General features: G+C 43.3%; 16 protein-coding genes. 7 read left to right on the forward strand and 9 right to left on the reverse strand.

Annotated elements, in window-relative coordinates:
- The first annotated feature begins 146 nt into the window (after window positions 1-146).
- The gene (locus tag FLAVO9R_RS12340; RefSeq protein ID WP_159531721.1) at window positions 147-3,293 is read left to right on the forward strand and encodes a ligand-binding sensor domain-containing diguanylate cyclase; all 3,147 of its coding nucleotides are present in this window, start codon (window positions 147-149) and stop codon (window positions 3,291-3,293) included.
- 119 nt (window positions 3,294-3,412) lie between these two features.
- Here FLAVO9R_RS12340 and FLAVO9R_RS12345 read toward each other — a convergent pair whose 3' ends face one another.
- A complete protein-coding gene (locus FLAVO9R_RS12345; RefSeq protein ID WP_159531723.1) occupies window positions 3,413-3,883 on the reverse strand; it encodes a Spy/CpxP family protein refolding chaperone in 471 nt (156 codons plus the stop codon).
- A 168-nt stretch (window positions 3,884-4,051) separates the two neighbouring features.
- Between FLAVO9R_RS12345 and FLAVO9R_RS12350 the strand changes: the two genes are divergently transcribed.
- From FLAVO9R_RS12350 to FLAVO9R_RS12365, 4 genes are all read left to right on the forward strand, one after another.
- Window positions 4,052-4,765 carry a response regulator transcription factor gene (locus FLAVO9R_RS12350; RefSeq protein ID WP_159531725.1) on the forward strand — a complete coding sequence of 238 codons (714 nt, stop codon included), beginning with the start codon at window positions 4,052-4,054 and terminating at the stop codon, window positions 4,763-4,765.
- An 8-nt stretch (window positions 4,766-4,773) separates the two neighbouring features.
- Complete coding sequence (locus FLAVO9R_RS12355; RefSeq protein ID WP_159531727.1) at window positions 4,774-6,117, forward strand: sensor histidine kinase; 1,344 nt, start codon at window positions 4,774-4,776, stop codon at window positions 6,115-6,117.
- A gap of 285 nt (window positions 6,118-6,402) precedes the next feature.
- The gene (locus FLAVO9R_RS12360) at window positions 6,403-8,262 is read left to right on the forward strand and encodes an FAD/NAD(P)-binding protein (RefSeq protein ID WP_159531729.1); all 1,860 of its coding nucleotides are present in this window, start codon (window positions 6,403-6,405) and stop codon (window positions 8,260-8,262) included.
- 126 nt (window positions 8,263-8,388) lie between these two features.
- A complete protein-coding gene (locus FLAVO9R_RS12365; RefSeq protein WP_159531731.1) occupies window positions 8,389-8,856 on the forward strand; it encodes a CreA family protein in 468 nt (155 codons plus the stop codon).
- Between the two features lie 86 nt (window positions 8,857-8,942).
- Here the strand turns inward: FLAVO9R_RS12365 and FLAVO9R_RS12370 are convergent, their stop codons facing one another.
- Window positions 8,943-9,614: a nitroreductase gene (locus FLAVO9R_RS12370; RefSeq protein ID WP_159531733.1), complete on the reverse strand. Its 672-nt coding sequence runs from the start codon at window positions 9,612-9,614 to the stop codon at window positions 8,943-8,945.
- 187 nt (window positions 9,615-9,801) lie between these two features.
- A complete protein-coding gene (locus tag FLAVO9R_RS12375; protein ID WP_159531735.1) occupies window positions 9,802-10,734 on the reverse strand; it encodes an exopolyphosphatase in 933 nt (310 codons plus the stop codon).
- 279 nt (window positions 10,735-11,013) lie between these two features.
- Here FLAVO9R_RS12375 and FLAVO9R_RS12380 point away from each other — a divergent pair, with 279 nt between their 5' ends.
- Window positions 11,014-12,423, forward strand: coding sequence for an 8-oxoguanine deaminase (locus FLAVO9R_RS12380; protein ID WP_201299264.1), 1,410 nt, complete (start codon window positions 11,014-11,016; stop codon window positions 12,421-12,423).
- Window positions 12,424-12,443: 20 nt separating this feature from the next.
- Here the strand turns inward: FLAVO9R_RS12380 and FLAVO9R_RS12385 are convergent, their stop codons facing one another.
- From FLAVO9R_RS12385 to FLAVO9R_RS12410, 6 genes are all read right to left on the reverse strand, one after another.
- Window positions 12,444-13,409: a nucleoside hydrolase gene (locus tag FLAVO9R_RS12385; RefSeq protein WP_159531737.1), complete on the reverse strand. Its 966-nt coding sequence runs from the start codon at window positions 13,407-13,409 to the stop codon at window positions 12,444-12,446.
- Window positions 13,410-13,419: 10 nt separating this feature from the next.
- Window positions 13,420-14,601: an MFS transporter TsgA gene (gene tsgA, locus FLAVO9R_RS12390; protein ID WP_159531739.1), complete on the reverse strand. Its 1,182-nt coding sequence runs from the start codon at window positions 14,599-14,601 to the stop codon at window positions 13,420-13,422.
- A gap of 100 nt (window positions 14,602-14,701) precedes the next feature.
- Entirely contained in the window at window positions 14,702-15,757 is a 1,056-nt protein-coding gene (locus FLAVO9R_RS12395; protein WP_159531741.1) for an MBL fold metallo-hydrolase, read from the reverse strand.
- Between the two features lie 134 nt (window positions 15,758-15,891).
- Window positions 15,892-17,031, reverse strand: coding sequence for an FAD-dependent oxidoreductase (locus FLAVO9R_RS12400; protein ID WP_159531743.1), 1,140 nt, complete (start codon window positions 17,029-17,031; stop codon window positions 15,892-15,894).
- Window positions 17,032-17,240: 209 nt separating this feature from the next.
- Window positions 17,241-19,250, reverse strand: coding sequence for an alpha/beta hydrolase family protein (locus FLAVO9R_RS12405; RefSeq protein WP_159531745.1), 2,010 nt, complete (start codon window positions 19,248-19,250; stop codon window positions 17,241-17,243).
- 3 nt (window positions 19,251-19,253) lie between these two features.
- Window positions 19,254-19,793 carry a hypothetical protein gene (locus tag FLAVO9R_RS12410; RefSeq protein WP_159531747.1) on the reverse strand — a complete coding sequence of 180 codons (540 nt, stop codon included), beginning with the start codon at window positions 19,791-19,793 and terminating at the stop codon, window positions 19,254-19,256.
- A gap of 563 nt (window positions 19,794-20,356) precedes the next feature.
- On the opposite strand from FLAVO9R_RS12410, the gene FLAVO9R_RS12415 reads away from it, so the two are divergent.
- Window positions 20,357-20,788, forward strand: coding sequence for a hypothetical protein (locus tag FLAVO9R_RS12415; protein ID WP_159531749.1), 432 nt, complete (start codon window positions 20,357-20,359; stop codon window positions 20,786-20,788).
- Window positions 20,789-20,819: the final 31 nt, after the last annotated feature.

Genomic DNA, 20,819 nt, shown 5'->3' on the forward strand with positions numbered 1-20,819 from the left:
CTTATTCAATGAAGTCTATATTAATACTGCTGCCGCCTGTTTCTCGTTGCAACACGAATAACAACGCTTTATTCTCAAAGTACAAAAGAGATTTAGTGCATCAGTATGCATTGGGTTAATACTAACGATTAACGTGGTACGCTACTTTGTTAACTAGAGTTTTTAATCTGTTTCGCACTTTATCAGTGTTGCCATTATTTTTCTGCATCCCTGCTTTAGCTAGCACTAGCTGGCATACGCTTCATCAGCCTACGTTTTACACGCCTCTAGCCGAGACTTCACTCATTGACGGCCCTATCCTTTCGGTATTGGAAACTAAAGACGGGTTTATTTGGTTTGTTGATTCCAAAGGGTTATGGCGATGGGATTCCCAGTCGTTGAAAGCGGTAACATTTGAAAATAAGCAAAGCGATACGCCATCGCCTCAAATTCAAGCCACCTTTGCTACAAACAATGGCGAAGTATGGGTAGGTACTCAACAAGGTCTCTACCGTTTACACCAAGGAAAACTTCAACTCATTGCTTATGAACAAAGTTTACTTTCGGATGTATCGATACTCCACCTTAACGTCACCTCGGTTGCCAATAATAATATTTTCACTTTTACATCAGATAGAGCCTTGTTCATTTTTAATGATGCAACGAAAAAACTATTGAGATTTGAACTACCTAATAAAGCGAGGATCCATGCTCTTCATGTAGATAACAAGCACCAGTTGTGGGTTGGCTCTCAACATGGGCTGTTTCATTTTCCGCTTGTTGATATCGCAAGTAGCGGCATAAAACATGCTCCGCAACTAGTAGAAGTTGGTAGTGATAAACAACCCCGTATCAGTAGTATTCTTTCGACCGCTTCAGGCTCACTCGTCGTAGGCACCGCCGACAAAGGCTTGTTCGTCAAAAATGTGGATGCACCGTTTCGCCAATTAGCGATTGGTAGCACGACATTGCCTTGGCTTTTCACAATGAGCGAAATAAAACCTGATTTGCTGCTGCTTGGCACTTTTGGGCAAGGGTTGATAGAAGTGAATATTAAGACTCACGAAACCCGCCAGTTTTCGCACAATCCACTTCAACCAGCCTCGCTTGCTGACGACAATATCTGGTTTACCTTTACCGATAGCAAGGGGCTAGTGTGGATTGGCGCTGGGCACACACTGAATATTTTCGATGCGAATAACCATTCAATAATCAATATATTTGGTGGTGCAAATATTGATAAAAGCTTGAGTTACCGAAAAGTACATTCGGTACAGTCTCATCATGGCGAACTGTTCGTCGGTTCTGGTAATGCTGGTATTGAAATACTGTCACCAGTAAACGGCAAAACAGAACCGCTTTGGGAAACTTCAGAAAACCCCGTTGAAACCTTGCATGTCTCTAAAAATGGTGATGTATATGCGTCAAGCAACTTTGCAACAGTGAAAGTTGACCGTGTCACTAAACAAGGCCGACCGTTGGCGGTTTCAGCACGTAGCCCTACAACATTTACCACTGCCTTTTTATCGACAGGGACGAGTTTGTGGCTAGGCGGCACAGACGGCTTATGGGTGCAGCACAACGCTACAGAAAAACAAATTGAATTTGCTGACAGTATTACCGAGAGACGTATCGCCTCATTGGCCATTGATGAGAATCGCTTATGGATTGGTACGTGGCAAGGATTGGTCGAAGGCGATATTCGAATGGATCGAACTATCAACTTGGCTACAACTCACGTTGCTCATCCCATTCTAAAACAACAATATATATCTAGCTTATTCGTTGACGATAAAGGTTACCTTTGGGTTGGTACAGGCTCTGCAGGTTTATTTGTTAACCCTAACAAAGCCGACTGGATTCAAATAGAGAGCTCTAGTGGCTTACCAGGCGATAATATTGCTGCTATCGCGGGAGAAAGCGAAGATCATATTTGGGTAAGTACTACACAGGGCATTGCGGCAATAAATCGCCATACTTTTGTTGTCAGTCACGCAGTCGCTGCACCAAGCGTGGTGAATGCGCCTTATGCACATTCAGCAGCTGCAACGACAGATGAGAACGACATTGTTTTTGGAGGCATCAACGGCTTAACCATTATTGACAGTGCTAACTTTACGTTTTCGAAGTCGTCTGTGCCGATTTTGCTCACTGATGTTACTGTGGTTCACCATGACGATAGCATCGAATCGCTAGGGCTAATCGCGACTGATTTGACAGTTCCTCCGCTGATAAAACGAATAACCTTCGAATTTGCGGCGCTTGATTACCTTACCCCTGAACATACTCACTATCGCTATCGCGTATTGGGATTAGATGGAAACTGGGTTCAAGCAAATGCTGAGCAACGTTTAGCCGTCATTACTATGCCACAACCTGGCGACTATACTTTGCAAATTGAGTACTCTTACGATGGGATCACGTGGGAAAAAAACGCATTGCATCGACAGTTAGTTGTTTTGCCAGCGTGGTATCAAACCCCGCTAGCAAAATTTGCCGCTATTTTATTTTTATGTGTCGCTGTGTACATAGGCCATTTACTAGGGGTAAAACACCACAGACACCGTCAAGCATTTTTAGAAAAACTCGTGAACGCAAGAACCGCTGAGTTATTGACAGCCAATAAGCAACTCAGTGAACAAGCCGCCGCGCTCAAAGAGGCCAGCTTGACTGACCCGCTGACTGGGTTGCACAACAGGCGCTATCTAACACAACATATTGAGCGCGATATTGCCCTAGTGCAGCGTTATTACGATAACTGCGATCAAACGTACACTGTTCCCAATAACGACTACGATATATTATTCTTCGTTGTCGATTTAGACCACTTTAAAAACATTAACGATACTTATGGTCATCAGGCTGGTGACAAGGTTCTAATTGAAACACAAAAACGCTTAAAGCATATATTTCGTGAGACTGATTACCTTATTCGCTGGGGTGGTGAAGAGTTTTTAGTCGTCGTCCATAACACGCCTAGAGAAGAAGCTTGCGTGTTGGCAGAGCGAGCGGTGGATATTGTGGGTTCGACTACTTTCCAAATTACAGAAGAAACACGCAAACACGTCACCTGTTCAATTGGCTATGCTGCATACCCGCTTTCTCAGCAGCACTACAATATTTTTGATTGGCAAACCACAATAGGGTTTGCAGATACCGCGCTTTATGGCGCGAAAAATAATCGCCGCAACACATGGATGGGAGTAACGTCTATTCCATCAAGCACAGACCGAAAGGCACTAGAAAAGGTTGCCAAAGCGCCTTCATCTATTTTTACCTACGCGCAAGTTCAACAACCTAGTAACTCGCAATAATAAAGAACACCAAGGCGAGTTTTGCTGAACATAAAACAGTAATAGTCAACAAAATAGCCCCCGCTCGTTGGACTTTCCAACTGCGGGGGCTTTTATTAAAAACAAAGTCTATAATACGACTAACTGTTTCTTTCTCTCTTGTCACCACGGTCGCCGCGCTCACCACGCTTGCCACGCTTTTCTTTCATCGACTCGAACTTTTCTAGCTGTTCGTCAGTTAGAATTTCACTTACCTTGACACGTACATCGGCCATTTTAAGGAAACGTGCTTTCGCTTTTTCGGCTTTTAGGTTTGCAAGTTCATTTAGGTCTTGCTCGTAATTAGCGTCTGACGGATCGAGTGCCTTAAATTGCGCTCTGAACGAGTCTTCACTACCTTTCTCTGGGCGGTTTGCTTTACGCTCCGCTTTAAGTTCAGCTTTTAATGCTTTTAGTGCATCTTGTTGCTCGTCAGTTAAATCTAGCACTTTCGTCATTTTGTGTATGGGGAAGAAGTCGGGACCTTTACGATCATCAGAATGTTTACCACCTGCATAAGCAGTAGTGGCGATACATGCACTCAATAAAACACCGGCAATTAATTTTTTCATCTTAATATTCCTACTTGTTTTGGTCATGATGCTGCATGACATGGTGGAAACGTTTTGTTTCATCAACGAAGCTAAGTATGCATAAACGATTCGATAAGTAGGGTTAAGCTAGTGTAAAGTTCGGTAAAGTTGAAAAGCCCTCAAAATAAAACGGTTAAGCTCTATTTTATGGAAAATGAAAAATACAAAATCTTACTGGTAGATGACGACGCAAAACTCTGCGCGCTACTCAGTGAATTCCTGCAGACCGACGGCTTTGCAGTTGAAACCTTAAATAGTGGCGATGCCGCCGTTACCCGCCTATTGCAAAGCGATGAGTTCGATACGGTAGTATTAGATATTATGATGCCCGGCATGTCAGGCCTTGATGTACTGCGTAATGTTCGCGCAAAAAAGCAAACGCCTATTCTCATGCTTACGGGCCGTGGTGATGACATAGATAGAATTCTTGGCTTAGAAATGGGGGCGGATGATTACCTAGCGAAGCCTTGTAACCCACGGGAACTCGGCGCGCGTATTCGCGCCATTATTCGCCGGACCCAAAATGGCAATGCGCCAACCCAAGCGGTTGTGCATGCTCAACTTCACGGTATTGTACTTGATAGCGGCGCTAGAACGGCGTTAGTAGACAACACCCCTCTGCCTTTAACTGGCGCAGAGTTCAATGCGCTAAGCTTGTTAATGGAACGCGTTGGACAAACCATTACTAAACAAGAAATGACAGAAGAAGTGCTTAATCGGCCACTTGAAGCCTACGACCGCGCGATGGATGTACACGTAAGCCGAATACGCCAGAAGCTGACTGCGGTAGGTATAAACGACGTGATTAAGTCGGTTCGTGGCGTGGGTTATCAAATGCTTACCCCACCAACGCAACAGTAAGGTATAGCATGAAGCGTTCAGAGGTTTGGCATTCAATAAAACAAACGTTTGGGTTCAAACGCCTGTTTTGGCGAATATTCCTTACGTTCTGGTTAGCTAGCCTACTCGTGATGACTGCCACAGGATATGTACTGATTAGTAAATACACTTCTGATGAATACAACCAACGTTATTTTAATGGTGTACTTAGCCAAGCCGAACGCATTGTGTGGCGTTACGAGCAAGACCTTGCAAACGGTAATGTCCCTAAAGGGAAAATAAAAGATTGGATAAGCCATAATGTCAGACATCGTGGCGATCTCATTGCTATGCAGATATCGGATAACACGGGTAGAACCATCTATCATTATCGTATGAACAAAGTGCCTCAACGGGATCGCACAGTAAAATTAGTTTATGGCCTATCTGCACTGCCCTACCGGGTAGAAACCCGATTGCCAGAAGCGCCTCGCATCTATAAACAAGTACTTTACCGGTTTCAATCTCTGCAGTTCGTTTTTATCTTTATTGCCTCAGCCATTGTCAGTGCGCTATTAAGTTGGGGCATCGTACGCCCTATTAACTACCTAGGTGCGTTTAGTCGACGTTATGCCAACCAACAAGAAGTTGCCACGCTGCCTAGAGCCATTCTGACTCGTGGTGATGAACTAGGCGACTTAGCCGCTGATATTAGCTTTATGGTCAATAAAACGCATCAAGCTGCCACGAATCAGCAACAACTGTTGCATGATGTCTCCCATGAACTTCGCGCGCCGCTGGCTCGTTTGCAAGCATCAGCAGCCATTATAGAGCAGCACACGCCTGATAGTCGCCATGTGAAGCAAATTCATAATGATTGCGTTCGTATGGATGCACTTATTCAACAAATATTGGATTATTCAAAGTTAGAAAAAGGTAAGCCAACCCCAGAAGCTTGCGATATTAATGCCCTGTGCGAACGTATAGCCGACGATATGGCAGTGCACTACCCGGGCATTCCTCTAACCCTTAACTGCGAGCCAAATGTAACAATTTCAGGTTATGCAGAAGCCCTTCATCAAGCACTGGAAAATATTATCGGCAATGCCTGCAAATATTCATCTCGCGGTGAATTGGTTGAGGTGAGCACGGAAAAGCAGAATAACATGGCTGTAATTACCGTGCGCGACCATGGCCCTGGCGTTGATAGTGATGAAATAGAAAAGTTGCTTCAACCTTTCTACCGTGCAGGCAACCAAATGCATACATCAGGGTTCGGACTAGGGCTGAGCATTGCGAAAAAAGCCATTGAAAAACATGGTGGAAGATTACAAATGACTCGCCCTGCCGATGGTGGCTTAAGCGTTGCAATTGCGTTGCCGATAAATCAGTAATCCACCGCGTATAATCCGCCAACTATTCGATATAGAACGTTGAACCAGATTCAATCCTGATATAAACCAGTACTGTCTAACCTGCCCCCTACAGCCGAGTAAAAAACCAGTGCAATGCAGCTTGAAAATAAGGCATATAACCTGCTTATTTATGATGACTAGCTAACTTATTCCCCGTGTTTGCCAATGTGAATAGCCTGCGTTACGTGCTTGAAGTATAGGCTCGACAACACCGTGGAGATAATATATTTCTAATAAATAGCGTGCTTTATTACGGGCAGGATAATGATGACAAAAACAAGGATTGCGTTAATTGGTGGCGGCCCCAGCGCCCTTTCTATTCTAAAAAAAGTATTGCGCTTTTTTGACAAGCAGCTTGATGATGCCGAGAGTGTAAATGGCAGAGCACCTCCTCGTTTAACCTTCGATATCTTTGAGCGAAATACCGCCCTTGGCAAAGGCATGCCTTATAGTAAAGATGGGGCGTCGTGGGAACATATTACCAACATTTCATCTGATGAGCTGGCTCCGTTTGATGAAACACTACTTGAATGGCTGCGCCAACAAAGCTCCGAGCACCTCGCGGAATATCAAATTGTAAAAACTAAACTACATGAAAAACACGTGGTACCCCGATTGCTCTTTGGGGAATATTTACAGGCCCAATTTTGTGAACTAATTGGCAAATGCCGTTCAGCAGGGATACACGTGAACGTGCATCTTCAGTGCAACATTTTGGACATTAAACCCAGCACTGCAGATGAAAGTAGCCTTGAGCGTAATAATAGCCCTGAGCGTGTAGGCAGCCTTGAGCGTAATAACAGCCATGAGCGTCAAAACAGCCCTGAGCTTACAAACACCGACAGTCATACTGGCACTAACATATTAACTGACAGTGGATGGGTAACAGGATTCGATAACGTGGTGATCTGCACTGGCCATATTTGGCCCAAGACCCACGAAGGTAAAGTAAAAGGGTATTTTGATTCTCCCTACCCGCCCACTAAGTTGCAGCAAAAATATAACCATACAATAGCGCTTAAAGGCAGTTCCCTTACCGCTATTGATGCAATTCGTACATTAAGCGAAGCTAATGGTGAGTTTTATCAATCTGATAACCAACTAAAATATCGTTTATTCGACGACGTACCAGATTTCAAGATAATCATGCACTCTTTAGCGGGCTTACTGCCGAATATTCGCTTTCACTTAGACGACCCACTAGTGTCTGATGAAGGCATGCTAAGCGAGCAAGAAATTGCTCAACATAGGGCTGATAACGATGGTTTCTTAAGTTTAGACTTTATTTTTGAGCGAAACTTCAAAGCGACATTAAAAAAACGCGCCCCTCACTTTCATCAGAAAATCGAAGACATGAATGTAGAAGCGTTTTGCCAATGGATGCTTGAGTCTCGTAAAGCGTATGAGCCCTTCACCTTATTTAAAATTGAGTACCTGCAAGCTGAGCAGTCGATTAAACAAACGCACACCTTAGAATGGAAAGAAGCCCTCGCATTGTTAAGCTTCACGATGAACCACCCCGCTAAGTATTTTAGCGCAGAAGATACCCTACGACTACGCAATCACCTTTTACCACTCATTGGCCTTATGATTGCGAACATTCCGCAATCATCCGCTTCTCAATTACTTGCCCTGCACGATAGTGGCGTACTCGATATTGTTGCTGTAGATAGCAGTAGTCACCTTGAAATTGAAGGCGATGGCGATGGCGATTTTCAATTTCATTTTAAGGACGAGGATAACAAGCCTGCTGAAAACACATATAAAACTTTTATCGATTGCACTGGGCAGAAGTCGCTGCCAATAGACGAATTTCCCTTTAAATCTATGTTTGCAGATGCCGAGCCATTGGTCGCTAAAGTACGGTTTAAAGACAAGCACCAAGGTAAAAAGCATTTAGCAGACAACCCTAATAGCGTATGCAAAGGTTCCGACAATGAATACTATTTAGAAACAGGTGGTTTTGCTATTAATGATGATTTTCAGCCCCTTCTAGCGAACGGCAGCGTGGATGAACGTTATTTTATTATGGCAGTACCCTATATTAGTGGGTTTAATCCAGACTATTCCGGTTTCGACTTTTGCGATCAAGTCGCCGAGTTAGTTGTGAATAAGCTTAAGTGAGCCAATAAAACTATGCACCATCTATGCTAGAGTGCCTGTGTCATTTGGGGATAAAAATCGATTTTTAAGTGATTACCGTATTAGGGGTAGACGCACTATTAGAACGTGCTTTAAAAGGATAGAAAAATGAAAAAGATAATTGCCGTGATGGTCGCAGCAGCCAGCTTAGCCGCGTGCAGTGATAACGAAGTGGGAGATGTGTCGTTAGGCGTATTCACCACTAAAGATATTAAATTAGATGCCATGCAAGACCCTATCGTTACGGGCGTAACTTGCCACATCTCTAGCATTGAAGCGAATTTAGATGTGTCTGATCCTTCCGATAGCTCTATCGCTTGCCGTCAAACCGGTGAAATTACCGCGCAAATGCTCAGAGATATCGATAAGTCAGATTCAGGCGATATTATTTTCAGAAAGTCGAAAAGTATTTTCTTTAAGAATATGAAAGTGAGACGCATTTTTGACGCCAAGTCACAAACCTTGATGTATCTTTCGTATTCTACAAAAGAAACATCAGGAAGTTATAAACATAGCTTATCAACCGTGCCTTTATGGGGAACGGCGGCCTACGGTGTGATTACTAACGAAGATTAACCGCCGATTACTTACCAACAATTGCTACCCGTCAATTGCTAGCCGTCAAAGATTAGCTAGAGACGTAATTTAAGTTTAATTTAGAACTAAAAACCGTGGTACGTGACGAACTCTTCATTGTCGGCACGTACCGACCTTACCTCGTTAGCAGCAAAGTTTTCATCAGGGTAACCTAGCGCAATACAAATCATAATGGCCTCAGAGTCTGGTATTTGCGCATGTTTGTGCACTACATCAGACTGCATTATGCCTTGACCGTTAATTACGCAACCAAGCCCTAAATCCCACGCGGCTAATACAATACCGTAAGCTAGAGAGCCTAAACCAAATTGCGTGATACCTGCAGGCTCTAGAGCTTTATCGTAAGTTAATACGAGCGATACAGGCGCATCGAACTGGCGAAAGCCACGCATCATCCAGTCCATACGTTTTTCTTTGTCTTCTCTGGCTATACCCATTACATCAAATAACTGCATGGCAACTTCACGCTGGCGCTGTTTATGAACGCCGTCATAATCCTCCTTGTACGGGAAGTCTCTCACGTAAGGCGTACCGGCTAATGTTCTCTCTGTATTACCTTCACGAATTTTATCAAGCACGTCACCCGATACCGCATGTATTTTCCACGTTTGGGTGTTGTAAGACGAAGGGGCCCATTTTGCTGCGTTAATTATGGCATCAACGGTTTCTTTAGTAACAGCTTGTTTCGTAAAACCACGTACGCTCTTACGTGATGCAGCAAATTCAGCAAAGTTCATACTTACTTCCTATTTTAGTCATTACGCTCAATTGTTAAAATAGAGTAAACACAGCAAGATAGGTATGCAATAAGCGCTAACCAGATATTGGATTGTTTGTTTTTATAGATATGTATTCGAGGGGAAAGCCAGGGTGCGTTACCAATGATTTTTAACAACCCCCCCAGCGTACTTTTATTGGTATGGATTAACCATCAGACGTGATAGTGTCAATTATCTCGTCTAGAACGGCTTCCGCTCTACTGCTTTCTACTTGGCACGTACCGGCGTTCAAATGACCACCACCTCCATACTTAAGGCATAGTTCACCTACGTTCGTGTTTGAAGTACGGTTCGTGATTGATTTACCAATAGCGAAAACCACATTTTGCTTCTTAATACCCCACATTTTATGAATAGAGATATTACAGTCGGAGTACATGGCATAAATAACAAAGCGATTTGTAGCGTAAATGGTTTCTTCTTCTGTTAAATCAAGCACAACAAGGTTCTTGTGAACAGTTGCACATTTAGCCAATTGCACTTTCGCTAGCTCATTGTGCTCGTGATACAAAGCAACACGCTCGGCAACATCTTCTATTTCCAGAATGTCTTCAATGCTCTTGTCTTTACAAGCATCAATCAATTTCATCATTAGCTGATAATTCGAAATTTTGAAATCACGGAAACGACCTAAACCAGTACGCGCATCCATAATGAAGTTCATCAATACCCAATCGGTTGGCTCTAATATTTCTTCCTCGGAAAACTGCGCGGCATCACCTTTGTCTACGGCCTCCATCATTTCAAGGGAGATATTAGGAAACTTTTCTGCGCCGCCATAATAGTCGTATACCACTCGCGCAGCAGAAGGCGCATCAGGGTCGATAACATGATTTTTAATATCACTCGCGTTTCGCACTGTTTCACTGAGATGATGGTCGAACGCGATGTGACAGCCTGCCACATAAGGCAGATTAGTGGTTATATCACTTTCGGTAATATCTATTTTACCGTCTTGCATATCTTTTGGATGCACAAATAAAATATCATCGATGAGACCTAAGTCTTTCAAAAGAACGGCACAAACTAATCCGTCAAAGTCGCTTCGAGTAACTAGTCTAAATTTATTGTCAGGCATGTGGTTTCCATCTCTCCATTAGGCTGCTGCTTTTAATGTAACAGCTAAAATGAAGTTTAGCGTAATACCACAACAGTACAATCCTCCCTTCGTAGAAGGGCTTTAAATCGAACCTAAAATGCATTAGCATTACAATCCTATATTGCGTTAATCGTTAATAGTCTTTGTTTATTAGCAGTGTTAATTAGCAAAGACTTGTAAAACAAACGCTCCCTGGATCAGCAGACAGGGCATAACTGAGCTGGCATCTTTAATTTTATTATTTTATGGAGCCAAGTTATGTCTGAATTGTCGTCCTTATTTAAGCCTCAAGATAAGCCTCAAGTTAAACCTTCATCTAAATCTAAATCACTTTGGATTAAAAACCCGCAAGCCGTTTTCACCGGCAACGAGCTCGATGCTGCAGGCGGCATTGTGGTGCAAGACAATAAAATTGTTGAGCTTGTAGGGGCGGGAAAAACACCAGTAACGCCTATCGATGCAACAGAAGATGCCTCTCAATTGGTTATGCTTCCGGGGCTTATTAATACTCACCACCACTTTTACCAAACCCTCACCCGCGCATGGGCGCCTGTGGTCAATCAGCCGCTATTTCCATGGCTTAAAACCTTATACCCAGTTTGGGCAAAGCTTACCCCCGATGCGTTGTCGCTAGCCTGCGATGTGGCGTTAGCTGAATTGTTGCTGTCTGGATGTACTACCACGACCGATCATCACTATTTGTTCCCAACCGGTATGGAAGATGCCATAGATGTGCAAGTAGACTCGGTAAAGCGTATGGGCATGCGCGCCCTTCTTACTCGAGGCTCCATGAGCTTGGGTGAAGATGAAGGTGGACTGCCCCCTAGGCACACGGTGCAAAGTGGTGATGCAATACTAAAAGACAGCCAACGGCTAATAGAAACCTACCATGAACGTGGTGACGGCGCGTGGATGCAAATAGCTCTAGCGCCCTGCTCTCCGTTTTCGGTTACTAGGGAAATTATGGCCGACAGCGCGCAAATGGCAATAGACGAAGATGTACGTTTGCATACTCATCTCGCTGAAACCTTAGATGAAGAAGACTTCTGTTTGAAGATGTTTGGCATGCGCACCGTCGATTACTTAGAAAGTGTGGGCTGGTTAAGCGATAGAACATGGTTGGCTCATGGTATTCATTTTAACAAAGATGAAATTCGCCGCTTGGGCGCAGCGGGCACAGGCATAACGCATTGTCCGGTTTCAAACATGCGCTTAGCCTCCGGCATGTGCCCTACCCTTGAACTGATTGAAGCGGGTGCCCCCATTGGCTTGGGTGTAGATGGTTCAGCCTCTAACGATGCATCGAATATGATGTACGAAGCCCGCCAAGCACTTTACTTACAGCGCTTAAAGTATGGTGCAGCAAAAATCACCCCAGAGTTAATTCTAGGCTGGGCGACTAAGGGTTCTGCATCGCTTATAGGCCGCAGTGACATAGGCGAAATTGCCGTGGGCAAACAAGCCGACCTTGCCTTTTTCAAACTCGATGAGCTGCGTTTTAGTGGCAGTCACGACCCTATATCTGCACTATTGTTATGCGGAGCAGATAAAGCCGAACAGGTAATGATTGGCGGAAAATGGCGGGTAAAAGCAGGGCAAATTATTGGGTTAGATACCCAAACGCTAATGGCGCGCCACCGTGCAGTGGCGGCGAAACTTGTCAGTTAATTTAGTAACTTAGCAACCCGTTAGTCAAAAGCCGCTTGGCTAAGTATATCTTTATACTTGGCCAAATAGGCATCTACATCCACATCTGAACAAACCGATTGCGCAGGATAATTGGCCCACTCGTCGATAGGGAAACGCTTTGCTACCGTTTTTTGCATAGTATGACCTATGGCAGGCCCTTCTGTGATCACACGAATTGGCCCCTCTACCGTTTCAAACAATTGTGGCGCAATCACCTGCATAATCGCTGATGAATCGTGCACGTATATGCCATCAACTTGGTCTGTTTCTTGATGGAAATTGGCATAAAAGCGAGTGATATCATAAATGAAAGACCCATATTTAGGCGAACACTCAGCAAGGCTTGCTAAGTAGTCGTTACTCATTATCACCTTTTTAGTGACATCAAGCCCCACTGCGGTTACCGACCAGTCAGCGGTAAGGACTTCGTCGGCGGCATGAGGGTCGCCAATAATATTGGCTTCAGCAAAGGGGCTCACGTTTCCTGTATTACCATGGTAACCAAATGCACCGCCCATGATCACCACACGCTTCACTAAATTAATAATCTCAGGACATTTTCGAAGTGCCAACGCTAAGTTAGTCATACGGCCAACGGCTACTAACGTGATTTCACCGGGGTTTGCTTTCACCTTCTCGATAATATAATCGTGAGCGGCAAGTGACACTTCACTTGGTAAGTCGGTTTCATCAATATCGACGTTGCCCAAGCCGTTATCGCCATGTACAAAATCGGCAGGCTCGTCTACCGGAATGACTAATGGTTCTTTTGCACCACGGGCCACATCTGCGCTTAAATTAAAGCGCTTTTTAAGGTACAAGGCATTACGCGTGGCGGTGTCGATATTCGCATTACCGAAGCCTGTAGTAATGGCCACCAAATCAATATCGGCGCTTGCCTGTGCAAACAAAATCGCCATAGCGTCATCAATACCTGGATCGGTATCAAAAATAATCTTTTCCATTTTTAATTCCTTACGCGTGGGCACGCAGCTCACGTTTTTCCAAAAATAAACAAAAACCAAACACAAGCGCCACAAAGGTGTAGCCAACCCATGTCATAATAATCGCGCTTTGTACGCCAAATAGCTGCACCACCCAACCAGATAACATGGGTGCAATTGTACTGCCTACGTTGCCACTGAATAATAAAAAGGTGACGAGCACAGCGGGCGCTGAAGTTAGCTGCTGAGAACCAACAGATATCGCAATTTTATATATGCAGGTAGTGGTTAACCCAAATAGGTAACTGGTTAAGAGAAACCACTCCGCAGAGGAAGCTAACATAAATGTGAAAGTGATCAGGCTTGCTAACACGGTTACCAACATCAATAACGAGCGCTGCGGAATTTTATTCACAAAAATAGCTGCGGTAATTAATCCGAAAATAGACATACCCCAATAATTCCCAACGGCCTGCGCCGATATTTTTTCGCTTACCCCGAACGTGTGTTGTAAGTAATTTGGAGACCAAGTAAGAAAAGTAGTTTGGGCCATTAAATAAGTACAAACGCCCACGGCAATTAAACACACCCTAGGGGTTAATACCCGTTTAAATTGTGACAATGCCGATGCCGCGTTAGTATCGTCTGCCTCAGTGGCAGGAAAGCGAACAAAAAATAAGGTTGCCCAAAGTACTAGTGCCAACGCCCCCACAACCCCAAAGCTATAAACCCAATCTACTTGCTCGGCAATGATTACGGCAGCTAAAGAAGGAAAGATAAACCCCGCAGCACTGAACGCGCAGTCGGTGGCTAAAAATGCCGAAGCTCTTTTTGCTTCATGATAAATCTTGGATAAAATGACTGCCCCACCAGCAAGCCCACAACCACAGCCTACACCAAGCCCCCAAAGCACTATTGCAAGCGGCCAATAGGAAGTAGGCGCCACGACGACCAATACCAGCATGATCGCCAAAAATAGCGTGTAATTAGCAATAAGTACTTGCTTTAGCGAATGGCGAGCGTACAAGAATAGTGATGCGAATGTACCGCACAGTGCGCCACCAGTTAGCCATGAAAACACGCCGACGGTTGCCGCTGGCGTGGCATTTAGCGAAGACGATACCGCATTCAAAATAACGCCAATTTGGGTGAGTAAACCCGACATTATCATGTAGCTAATGAACCCTATTGCGGTAAGTAAAAGTCGATTCAATTCTTAGACCTAGGTGCTAGTAATACTCTTTTATACCGAGTTAGAACTGAAACAACAATGCTCTCCATAAAAATATTGACCATTTAGTCAAAAAATCATTTTATAACGCTAGCACTTGCCCTTGTTTCGCTAATATAAAGTTAAAGCCTAGTGCATTAGCACTTTCTAATTCCTGTGCAATAACTGCTCGCGGATCTGTGCCTCGCTTTAAGCTGTATTTTATGTGGCTGATGATAACCTTCATATTGCTAAGTTGTTCTTTGTCTTCTACCAATGCATGAAACGTTGTGAGTTCTTGCATCAACCATTTAGGCGTAAGGTGGCCAAATAACAGATTATCAGGCCGTGTGTTGTCGAACGAGACTTCAATGGAAATACCGCGAAGGGTTTTATGCTGCATTTGCTTTGCGAGATAACGCCACACTGCATCTAGCTTTCCTTGCTTTTCTACTTCATCAGGCCCGGTATCACCAAAATACACAAACATATCGTTATTATGCTCAATCACAAATGCGGTGGACTCTAATGGATGGCTTAAACTAAACGCCGTAACGCTAAGTGCTGTGTCTTTAATTTCTACCGTTTTCTGAGGCGTTAAGTCGATAACCTCGTACTTATTTAACATTGGCGCGATACCACGGTTGGTGAAATTGGCCCATGCCTGCCAGTTAAAATAAGTATCGCTCATGGTTTGATTTACCGACGAAAGCGCATAAATAGGCTTACTGCTGTCATCAGGGGATGCAATTAAAAGTCCAACGACGTGATCGAGGTGACCATGGCTAAGTAAGTAAGCTTTAACATGATGATGCAGAATATTACCGTTTGGGTTTAACGAAGGGTCTGGTGTGGTAGTTAAGCTATCAAAAGCTTTGTTTTCAAGCGCCACGTTAATGCCGTTCACTAAAGAGCCTGCGTCTAAGCTAATAAAGTTCTCATCTTCTACGCTGCGCAATAAAAACGAACTTAGGTTTCCATCTTCAATACCGCCCGTGTCACCTAAGGTAATAAGTTCAAAAGCCGGTGAAATAGTATTTATTGATGATTGAATGTCTTGCTGAGCTTGCTTTTGTTTTTGACTGTGTTCTTGCGCGTTTTGATGAGCCTGACAGCCACTTACTATCAAAATAAGCAGTAAAGTACTTATGAATTTCACGTATTTTCCAAATTTAGATGTTTAATTTTAGCGAGTCATTTTAAACAGCATATTTCTGTTTATCTTCTCGATATCAATTCTCGATATCAATTCTCTATATCAAGTCTCGCATACGCGCTTGCTAACGGTTATTGTTAAGTAATAGAAGAGAAGAAAGCTTGGCTTTCGCTGATGATCCTTGCCGTCTCGATAGGATCGGGTTCGGTAGTCCAATCGTTCAGTTTAAAGCTTCCGCCTAATATCATATAGTCGTTTCTAGAGAACATATACAAAACGTCAGAACCGCCACCTACCGTAAGGTAATCGACGGCGGGGTCTGGCGGTAACAATACCAATTGGCCTTTAGCTGGCATAATACCTTCATCGTTAAACAATACTCTTGAGCCTAAACCTGTGCAGTTGAATACAATTGGCTCAGCTAATGAGTGTATATCGTCTTGGCTGGTAAATTCACGTATCACAAACTCACCACCCGATAATCGAATATCAGTTACTAAGCGCCTTAAAAAGGTGGTGGTTTCCACCAGCATAGTGGCAGATGATATGCAGTAATCGGTTGGAAATGGGTGCTGCTCAGGCCCATACACTTGTGTATAAGGGTAGTATCGCCGAAAAGGTCCTTCACTATCAGGCTTTGTGTTTCCGGCGGTATATAACTCTTTCCATTGAATGCCGTAGTCCTTCCCCACCATCTTCGCAAAGGTGCTGTGTGCTATTTTTGCTGCTTGCTGCAATTGGGTTTTAAACGTGCTGCTAGATATTAATGGGTCGTGCACACTATATGGCCCCCATTCTCCACCTGCTACTTGTGAAGTAGTAAAGCGCGGCATAGATTTAGTGTACAAAGTCACCTTCCAACCCGCTTCTTGCAGCAAACGGGCTGTGGTTAACCCCATCACCCCGCTACCGATAATAGCTGCTTCTTTAGTTTCAAAATTAGCAACTTCATTCACTGCCAGTGCCGAAGAGCCCCATGATAGGGAAATCCCCCCACCACCATGCCCGTAATTGTGCACCAATGTTTTATTCCCGAATGCTTCGCTTTTTACCACAAAGCCTTCAGGTCTATAAGGACGATGCCCCACTATTTCGGTAACGATATTATTGGCAGAAATTTTAGGCGCCACCATGGGCCTACGAGAAAATGGGCGCTGAAACACGTGGTTTGTTGAGGTTTTAGTTGCTGATGTAGCGCACGCTGCAAGTGATGCTGCTAACGTTCCTGCGCCAATACCTTGTATAAACTCTCGGCGTTTGAGTTTGTTGTTCACCATGCCCATTCCTCAATGTGTTTTTGGTTATATCCGACTTTACTGCAAGACACTCGGTTTATATTGCAAATTAAAACGAAAGAAAGCAAAACACTTGCCAAGGGCATTGATTTAAAATGGAAAAAAATGAAGTAGAAAAGGCTAATGTGAAACCGCTGAAAAACACGGGTTATCTTGATAACGATAACCCGTGCTCAAGCTCGGGTAGATGCTTAGTGATTAATATTGGTTTGTTCTTCTTCAAGATGCGTATTAAGAAACTCAATGAGTGCATTGTAATACAACCCCGCATCATCAGGATTTATAAAGCCGTGGCCCACGTCATCCATCACCATCCAATCGTGTTTTATACCATGGTCTTTTAACGCAAAATGTAATCGATAAGAATGCTCAATATCAACCGTATTGTCGTCTGTACCATGGGCAATAAAAACGGGCTTTGTTATATCTTTGAATTGATACAATGGTGAATATTTAAATAGCTCATCTTGCTGAGTTTTGGGATCACCCATTATTTCTGTAAGTGCCCGCATCATGTCATCGCTTTTGGCATCACTTCGTTGGAATCGCAAAGCGAGATCAGTAACCCCTGCGAAAGACGCTGCACACTTATAAAGCTGCGGGGAACGAATAACACTGTACAAGGCTGAGTAGCCGCCATAGCTGCCCCCTACAATACAGACCTGGTTTGGGTTTACCTCGTAATTTTCTTTGGTGTAAGCGAGAGCTTGCTCAATATCATCTTCAATAAGGCGCCCCCATTGCTGAAGCCCCTGTTGCTTAAAGGCCTTTCCATACCCTGAAGAGCCTCTGTAGTTAACCTGAAGTGTAGCAAAGCCTGCATCAACCAACACTTGTATGTTACCTGAATAATGACGCGAGTCACTCACGCCTATGGGGCCACCATGGGGAATAACCACCAATGGAGGGTTTTCGCTATTTGGAAGGGTTAGGAATGCTTCTAGCGATACTCCGTCTTCAGCTTCTAAGCGCAATAGCTTTGTTTTACTGAGGGACTTTTTGGCAAGCCAAGGGTACAAATCAATAAGGTGGCTAAAACTGTCAGTGGTGCGGTTGTAGTAATAGGTTTGCCCAGGATTTGCGCTGTCGTCAGCCACGAAAATAATATTGTTCCCCGACTTATCCATATCTACCGCATAAACCCCCTCCGTTTGACTTGATTTACTAAGCCGAGATGTTAGCGCGTTGTAGCCATCAGAAAAATAGACCTGCTTCGCCATGCCTTTTTCAATAAAAGATACACCGATGATATCTTTCGTCTCAGGGTGCCTAATGGCAGCAGTTAAATCGTAAGAGGGGTGCTCAAAAACAACCTCAGTAAACTGTTGAGATTCAATATCGAAGGCACGTAAATTGATTTTATCGCTGTTGTGATTGGTGAGTAAAAGCAATTTGTCTGCATTACCGCCAACGACTTTTAAAACATCGCCTTCATTGCTCTTCCACACTGCTTTGTAACGGTATTTCTTGGGTTTGCTTCCCGTTCTTGCAAACAGTTCAGTGACTTCATCAACGGTTCTGGTTCCAGCCAATCGCCAACCTTTGCTGTCGAACACCCAGTTGTGCAGTTTTGGCCCCGTTTTATTGAGTCGTAGCTTTCTACGAAAATTAGACTCAGAAATCTTTTTAGTGAGATCTAGCTTAAATAAGTTGATGTAATAATCGTAATCATCAGAGTATTCATAACGGGCGAAAATAGCCTTGTGTGCCTGATTAGGTAATGTATCTACCCAATAACCTTCCTGCGAAATATAAGAAAGTCTAAAAGCCGGATTAGGCTGCTGACTTCTATCTGCGAACTCAACGAGCACATAACGGTGAAAACGGCCGTTAGAATGTTGCTTAAGTGAAAGAAAGCTATCTGAGAGCCACTTTAATTCATGAATTTTATTATAATGAGTTTCCCAACTCATTATCTTGTTTTGGTGCTGTACTTGAAGTTGCTGGCGCTCGAACGTTATTGGGTCGTCCATAGTGCCCCGTTTCAAATCATAAATAATAAGGTCGTAAGTGGCTGCTTTAGGCTCGATAAATGCCACGGCGGTGCCTGAAGGGTTTATGGAAAATAACTTGTACTTAGATGCTTTGAAAAAGTCGCTTATATCTTCACCATTGGCTTCCTTATCTACAGCCTGAACAGGAGCACAAATAAACACTAAGCTTGAAAACATTACCAAAAGTATAATTTTAAGATGTGACATATATTACTCCCCCTCTTTTAATGCATGAGTGAGATAAAAGTCGATATAGTGATCGTTTGGATAAAGACCGTTTACTACATCGAAACTCCCTATGTAACCAGGGTGATCTTGCTCTAGAATTTTGAGGATAATTGACGCTCTATTTAGCTGTCGTACCTGAAGTCGGCTACCCAACTTTTCAATCATCAATAAGCCTGTGTAGTTCAACACGCCAGGCTTAACGGAAAAGGTCAAATTATCGTCAGATAAATCGTAATAAACTTTTAGTAAGTTACCTTTTTTTCTGGAACCCGTACGTTCGTATACTTCGGTCCACGAATACGTACCGGCTGGCATTTTTATGACTTCGATATGTTGGGAGTAATTTAACGGCCCAAAAGTAAGTTTGTTCCCGAAGCCGCTGCCTTTTAAAACAATGCTTTCTGAATAGCCCTTAGAATACAGTGCAATGGCAACGTATCCTTCATCAGGTCCAAGGGGTTCTATTTCTGAAAATACCTCAGCCGAAAATAAGGCAAATATTGCTATTAATACAGCTTTCACGCAGTTCATTCCTTTGATTTTTTTGTAATTATTTTGCCAGACACTTTACTCAACCAGAGAAGGATTATCAACGGCGTTTTGTGGAAAATTAAATTTCAGCCCCGCGCATGTTTAGGCACTATACTTTCGTCTACACGACTATCAAGCACGACGTTTAACGTTAATTCACTCGTATCTGTATAACCCAATTTCAATTGCACATCATTACCTTAACGAATAGTTTAATCGGCCTTTCAAGCTTATTAACTCGCAGTAAAATGTTTGGAAATTGTTCGCGATCACACTCTTGGCTTTGCGACAGGCCACAAGCTTGGCGACAGGCAATTTCCTTTTCCCTGTTCACCGCCCCAACAGCATATTGTTAAATCAGAGAAAGTTTGCTACGTTTCAAATTGAACAAAATTCGAACAAACATTTAACCTTTATTCTATTCACAACAAATTGAAAAAAACATATTTGACGAGAGAATATTAATGAAAATTAGGATGATGTTAATAATCCCCCTTGTTTTACTTTCACACGTAGCCTCGGCTAAAAACACACAAACAAGCAGCCAAGAAGACATGGAAGTTATTCAAATTATAGGTCAATTTTCTGCAGCAAAGTGGGGCCAAATAGCTGAACAGGCTAAAGTTGATTTCTACGACTTATTTAATCAACTTAATACAATTGAAAAATTTAGAATGGTTTGCAGAGCAGAAAAACCAATTGGTTCGAACATCAAGCGAAATGTATGTGAACCCATGTTCTTCAAGCACGCAATGTTCAATCGAACGCAAAACGATATCAATAATGGCAGTACGAATAATGGCTCAATCAGATTGAGCAGCGCGCCAAATTCTGACGATATACTTTTTTTAACTACCAACACTAAAGAAGCCGCAAATGCTCACATGGAGCAACTAATCATGGAGCATCCCGAGCTAAGAGAAAAATTCAGCTTTTACGCCAAGGCCAAAAAGTCGGCAGAAATAAGAGAACAAATGGATGACTAGATTGCACGTATAACCCAAAGCCGTAATCGAG

This window comes from Alteromonas sp. 38 (genome assembly GCF_902506055.1).
Lineage (GTDB): Bacteria > Pseudomonadota > Gammaproteobacteria > Enterobacterales > Alteromonadaceae > Alteromonas > Alteromonas lipotrueae.

Coding starts and splice junctions, on each gene's coding strand:
- FLAVO9R_RS12375 (WP_159531735.1), bottom strand. CDS start 10,734: ATGCCTGACAATAAATTTAGACTAGTTACTCGAAGCGACTTTGACGGA.
- FLAVO9R_RS12350 (WP_159531725.1), top strand. CDS start 4,052: ATGGAAAATGAAAAATACAAAATCTTACTGGTAGATGACGACGCAAAA.
- FLAVO9R_RS12355 (WP_159531727.1), top strand. CDS start 4,774: ATGAAGCGTTCAGAGGTTTGGCATTCAATAAAACAAACGTTTGGGTTC.
- FLAVO9R_RS12345 (WP_159531723.1), bottom strand. CDS start 3,883: ATGAAAAAATTAATTGCCGGTGTTTTATTGAGTGCATGTATCGCCACT.
- FLAVO9R_RS12380 (WP_201299264.1), top strand. CDS start 11,014: ATGTCTGAATTGTCGTCCTTATTTAAGCCTCAAGATAAGCCTCAAGTT.
- FLAVO9R_RS12385 (WP_159531737.1), bottom strand. CDS start 13,409: ATGGAAAAGATTATTTTTGATACCGATCCAGGTATTGATGACGCTATG.
- FLAVO9R_RS12400 (WP_159531743.1), bottom strand. CDS start 17,031: ATGGTGAACAACAAACTCAAACGCCGAGAGTTTATACAAGGTATTGGC.
- FLAVO9R_RS12360 (WP_159531729.1), top strand. CDS start 6,403: ATGATGACAAAAACAAGGATTGCGTTAATTGGTGGCGGCCCCAGCGCC.
- FLAVO9R_RS12365 (WP_159531731.1), top strand. CDS start 8,389: ATGAAAAAGATAATTGCCGTGATGGTCGCAGCAGCCAGCTTAGCCGCG.
- FLAVO9R_RS12415 (WP_159531749.1), top strand. CDS start 20,357: ATGGAAGTTATTCAAATTATAGGTCAATTTTCTGCAGCAAAGTGGGGC.
- FLAVO9R_RS12370 (WP_159531733.1), bottom strand. CDS start 9,614: ATGAACTTTGCTGAATTTGCTGCATCACGTAAGAGCGTACGTGGTTTT.
- FLAVO9R_RS12405 (WP_159531745.1), bottom strand. CDS start 19,250: ATGTCACATCTTAAAATTATACTTTTGGTAATGTTTTCAAGCTTAGTG.